Source organism: Streptomyces flaveolus (assembly GCF_000716535.1).
GTDB lineage: Bacteria > Actinomycetota > Actinomycetes > Streptomycetales > Streptomycetaceae > Streptomyces > Streptomyces flaveolus_A.
In genome coordinates this window covers 1-451 of sequence record NZ_JNWV01000160.1, presented here as the reverse complement: position 1 = coordinate 451, position 451 = coordinate 1, and the positions used below count along the sequence as shown (strand labels likewise).

General features: G+C 72.1%; 1 protein-coding gene. It reads right to left on the bottom strand.

The window, feature by feature from the left end; genetic code table 11:
* A partial coding sequence (locus OO52_RS45650; protein ID WP_030659432.1) for a CE1759 family FMN reductase occupies positions 1-451 on the bottom strand: 451 nt, incomplete at both ends.

Genomic DNA, 451 nt, shown 5'->3' with positions numbered 1-451 from the left:
CCGCGGCCCGTTCGATCCGTTCGGCGAGTCCTTCGGCGCCCCAGTCCTCGGACGCGGCGTACACCCCGGTGGGGACGACGACGGCGCGGAGGTAGGCGAACAGCGGCCGCAGGGCGTGTTCCAGGACCAGCGAGTGCCGCCCGGTTCCGCCGGTGGCCCCGATCAGCACCGGCTTGCCCGCCAGCGCGTCCTTGTCCAGCACGTCGAAGAAGGACTTGAACAGCCCGCTGTAGGAGGCACTGAACACCGGCGTGACCACGATCAGCCCGTCGGCGGCCGTGACCGCGTCCTGCGCGGCGGCCAGTGCCTTCCCGGCGAACCCGTTGGTGAAGTTGTGCGCGATCTCGACGGCGAGGTCGCGCAGCTCGACCACCTCGACGTCCACCGGCGTCGCACGGTTCACCGCGGCGGCGAGCCGGTCCGCGAGCAGCCGGGTGGAGGACGGGACACT